Consider the following 4,370-nt stretch of genomic DNA (forward strand, 5'->3'; position numbering starts at 1 on the left):
AGGTGTCCAAATGGACACCCAGGAAGTAAAGGGAGAAGGTGTCCAAATGGACACCCAGGAAGTAAAGGGAGAAGGTGTCCAAATGGACACCCAGGAAGTAAAGGGAGAAGGTGTCCAAATGGACACCCAGGAAGTAAAGAGGAGAAGGTGTCCAAATGGACACCCAGGAAGTAAAGAGGAGAAGGTGTCCAAATGGACACCCAGGAAGTAAAGAGGAGAAGGTGTCCAAATGGACACCCAATATACCTCTATTTTCGGTATGATTTTTAAATTAAAAGCTGTAAACCACATGGAAATTTTTCTTTTTTATTGAAAAGTGTTCTGAGTGATAAAAAGTGATTTCAATAAAAAATAAAAAGAATATCTGTGATTCTTTTAGTTTTGTTGAAGAAATGTGAATAAAATAATATAATCATATTATAGAAATACAAAATAATATTTGTGAGCGAGGTAGCAGAATGAAAAAGAAATTTAGAAATGAAAAAGGACAACTTACAGTGAAACTGGATGAAATTGGAAAATTGACACAGAAAACAGCGAATAGCTATTATAGAGTTGGGCGAATTTATCTGAACCATATGGATGATGAGGAATATGTTTTTATTGCAAAAGATGAGGTAGTAGCACATTTTCAAAGTTTTAGTGGAAAAAACTTATTTATTCCGCTGGATTCGTTGGGGACATTTCTTCCGTATATTGCAAGTGAGGGAATGGAGTTAGAGTTTGTTGAATAAAAAAGAGGAATATATTTGGTTACTTAATATAAAGCAAAACTTAGAATAAAGAATTTCAAAAGCAGCGTATAGAAAATTTTTCTATATGCTGTTTTTCACGTACAAAACAAAATCAGAAAAAATGAAAATTTGTATGTTGAAAATGATTGGATTCCCGGAAAAGTGGTGTTGGGCGGTTGTATAAGAGCATAAGAGAAAACTGACCCCAAAATATTTTGGGGCGCTGGTAAAACCAGCGGTTTTCATGGGGACAGATATAGCTTATAAGAAGCCTTTTAGAACACAAAGAAGTATTGCAAATATCATATTCAAATGATAATATAATATAAAATAATTATTATAGAAGGGTGACACTTATGGGAGAAGTCAAGATTAGAAATTTAGATGATGAGATTATTCACAAACTTGATCAAAAAGCAAGACAGCATAAAATGAGCAGGAACAAGTATCTAATTAGCTTGCTGCGTAACTTCACCATTCTGGAAGAGAAGCAGGAGATAGAGGAGAAATATGCAGGCCTGGTAAATCTTATGGTGGATGTAGTGGAAAGAAACACAGAGACTATGGAGGAAATGAAAAGTGAGATTTTAGAAATAGGAGAAAGGATGTGGCAGTCAGGTTATGATTCATAAAACAGTCCGGTTGGAAGAAAATGATGTGGAGTATATTGAAAAGGTTATGGCTGAGAGGAAGATTGGAAATTTTGCAGATGCTCTTCGTTTTATTATTGCTGATCATAAAAAAAGTGAAAATGAGCTGAGAGCAATATTCAGGAGCATTGAAAAAAATCAGGATGTTTTACTTGATGTGGCAAATACATTTCTGATTCATTATAATCTTGAAGTTTGTCAGCCAGTACAGTTGAGGGAGTCTCCAGTTATAAAAAAATCAAAAGAATATCGAAAGGTGAGGATGGATCATCTAAAACAGAAAAAGGACTGGAAGAACCGCAGAGAGAATTAAGGTGTCCAAATGGACACCCAAGAAGTAAAGAGAAGAAGGTGTCCAAATGGACACCCAAGAAGTAAAGAGAAAAAGGTGTCCAAATGGACACCCAAGAAGTAAAGAGAAGAAGGTGTCCAAATGGACACCCAAGAAGAAAGGTGTCCAAATGGACACCCAAGAAGTAAAGAGAAAAAGGTGTCCAAATGGACACCCAAGAAGTAAAGAGAAGAAGGTGTCCAAATGGACACCCGGGAAGTAAAGAGAAGAAGGTGTCCAAATGGACACCCGGGAAGTAAAGAGAAGAAGGTGTCCAAATGGACACCCAGAGGAGAAGAAGGTGTCCAAATGGACACCCGGGAAGTAAAGAGAAGAAGGTGTCCAAATGGACACCCGGGAAGTAAAGAGAAGAAGGTGTCCAAATGGACACCCGGGAAGTAAAGAGAAGAAGGTGTCCAAATGGACACCCAGGAAGTGGGAAGAAAAGTATGGGAGAAATTAAAGCTGGCGTGACACTAATGCAGGATTTTTGTCGTCCAAATTCAGATAAGTTTAAATCCTATGTTGATTATATAGACCGTGTAGAAGCACAGAGAGGGAATGCGGTCGAAACGTATAATCTTTTTCACGATTATATGGGTAATCCAAACAAATCTACCGGTCTCTTCACTAGAGATAAAGATAATCTAATGTTTGAGGAAAAGAGGGAACTAAAAGCTGTGTTTGAAACTGCGCAGAGGAATGAGAGTCTAATGTGGCAAACGGTAATCTCTTTTGACAATCAGTGGTTGGAAAATAATGGACTTTATGATCAGAAAAACAGTATTCTGGATGAACAGAAGCTAAAAGAAGTAGCACGACTTGCAATTAACAGGATGCTGAAAAATGAGGGGCTAGATCATGCTGTATGGAGTGCAGCGATACATTATAACACAGATAATATACATATCCATGTGGCGACTGTGGAGCCCTTCCCAATTCGAGAGAAAATCGTTTATCAAGGAAAGGAGGAAGTAAGGGGGAAATTTAAACTAAAAAATATCGAGATGTGTAAGAGCATTGTTGCAAACGAGATTATGCAGACAAGAGAAGTGAATCTGAAATTGAATCAGATTATCCGAAAAAACTTGGTAGAAACAGCTAGGGAATGGAAGTTCGCAGAAGATCCCCATATCCGGAAAAAATTTTTGGAACTATATGAAAGTTTGCCAAAGGTAGATAGAAAACTTTGGAATTATGGAAATCCCGTGATGCAGCCATACCGAACAATGATTGACGAGATTAGCCGGACTTATATTGAAAAATATCATTCGGATGAGTATAAAGAATTTCGCTATCTTTTGGAAGAACAGAGCCGGAAATATGCACAGGCATATGGGAAAAACGTAGACCGAAATTTTGAACAAGGAAAAGAACAGGACTTATTGAAACGGATGGGAAACAGTGTACTAAATGCAGTGAAAATGTATGAAAAACAGATCGAAAAGAAGGAAGATATTTTAGAAGAAAAAATGAAATCAGAAGAAAAAAGAGAAAAAGATATAAAAGAAGAGAGAGGGGAGAAAGTAAAAACTCGGGAGAACAGAAGAGAAAACATACATTTTGAAAAAGGTACAGAACAGGGAAAAGCAACCAGTAAGGAAAATGTAAATCATTTTCCACCTGGACAAAGTTATCAAAAAATAGAACGAAAAAAATATAGGCGAACTATAACCGAACTGGATCGTGCGCTTTTTAAACTGCAGAGATCATTCCGGCAGGAAGAAGTACGTGCGTTAAAAAACATACGACAATATGACCGAGAACAGGAATATGAATTAGAAATTTAAAATAATGTATAAAACCTATTGCAATTACAATATGAAGATATTATAATACAAATATATTAAGAAATAACTATACTAAAAGATAGAGTAGGAGGAAGCATATGAAAGTAATTGCATTTTTAAACAATAAGGGTGGAGTAGGAAAAACGGCAACTATGACAGCTGTATCACATATTTTTTCAGAGGTATTTGAAAAGAAAGTTTTGAATGTGGATATGGATCCGCAGGGGAATACAAGCCAGCTTTATGGATATAGTGGAATGGAAGGAAGTTATTCTTTGCAGGAATTAATTGAAGAAAAAATATATCCGGTGTCTGATACCGTAGAAGATCTTTTGTTGGATAGTGAAAAAGATATCCGAGAATGCATTTATGAAACAGATTATAAAAATTTATCTATTATTCCATCTTACTTAACTTTATCAGAAGTGGAAAATCGATTACTCGGTGATGTTACACGGCCACAGCAGTTTCGGTTGAAAGCGCAACTGGAAAAAATCAGTAAGGAATATGATTTTTGTTTTATTGATTGTGGACCAAGTGTTTCACTTTTAAATGTAAATGCATTGACGGCTGCGGATGTTGTATATATCCCATCCAGATGTGATAAAGATTCTAGAGTGGGAATTGCGAATGTAATCCGCTTAGTAAAGGCAGTTCAGGGATATCATCCGAAATTAGAATTAGGAGGAGTTTTTCTTACGCAATATGATTATAGAAAGAAAATTTGCCAGGAAGCAAAAGAGGACTGTAGAAATGCATTAAAAGAAAAGTTTATCCAATGTGTCGTAAAACCCCTTGCTTTAGCTATGGGGATATAAGACACTTCCATCGAATTTACGTAAGTAATTGAAGATGGAACAAAAAT

Annotated in this window: 7 protein-coding genes; all 7 read left to right on the forward strand. The window is 36.2% G+C overall.

The annotated features are described in order from the left end of the window. On the forward strand, nucleotides 1-211 hold a 211-nt coding region (locus EDD74_RS15205), incomplete at its 5' end, for a hypothetical protein (RefSeq protein WP_243116183.1). A gap of 247 nt (nucleotides 212-458) precedes the next feature. Continuing rightward, nucleotides 459-734, forward strand: a complete 276-nt coding sequence (locus tag EDD74_RS14840; protein WP_116442187.1) for a hypothetical protein — start codon at nucleotides 459-461, stop codon at nucleotides 732-734. A 356-nt stretch (nucleotides 735-1,090) separates the two neighbouring features. Continuing rightward, nucleotides 1,091-1,366: a FitA-like ribbon-helix-helix domain-containing protein gene (locus EDD74_RS14845; protein ID WP_116442188.1), complete on the forward strand. Its 276-nt coding sequence runs from the start codon at nucleotides 1,091-1,093 to the stop codon at nucleotides 1,364-1,366. Nucleotides 1,367-1,391: 25 nt separating this feature from the next. Continuing rightward, nucleotides 1,392-1,697 (forward strand): hypothetical protein, encoded by a 306-nt coding sequence (locus EDD74_RS14850; protein WP_132038470.1) that lies wholly within the window; start codon nucleotides 1,392-1,394, stop codon nucleotides 1,695-1,697. Nucleotides 1,698-1,919: 222 nt separating this feature from the next. Further along, nucleotides 1,920-2,117, forward strand: coding sequence for a hypothetical protein (locus EDD74_RS14855; RefSeq protein ID WP_132038471.1), 198 nt, complete (start codon nucleotides 1,920-1,922; stop codon nucleotides 2,115-2,117). Further along, nucleotides 2,099-3,505, forward strand: coding sequence for a MobP2 family relaxase (gene mobP2 / locus EDD74_RS14860; RefSeq protein ID WP_116442190.1), 1,407 nt, complete (start codon nucleotides 2,099-2,101; stop codon nucleotides 3,503-3,505). Before EDD74_RS14855 ends, mobP2 begins: the two co-directional genes overlap by 19 nt. A gap of 98 nt (nucleotides 3,506-3,603) precedes the next feature. Then, nucleotides 3,604-4,323: a ParA family protein gene (locus EDD74_RS14865; RefSeq protein WP_116442191.1), complete on the forward strand. Its 720-nt coding sequence runs from the start codon at nucleotides 3,604-3,606 to the stop codon at nucleotides 4,321-4,323. Nucleotides 4,324-4,370 lie beyond the last annotated feature (47 nt).

The sequence above is a fragment of the Faecalimonas umbilicata genome (assembly GCF_004346095.1).
Classification (GTDB): Bacteria; Bacillota; Clostridia; order Lachnospirales; family Lachnospiraceae; genus Faecalimonas; species Faecalimonas umbilicata.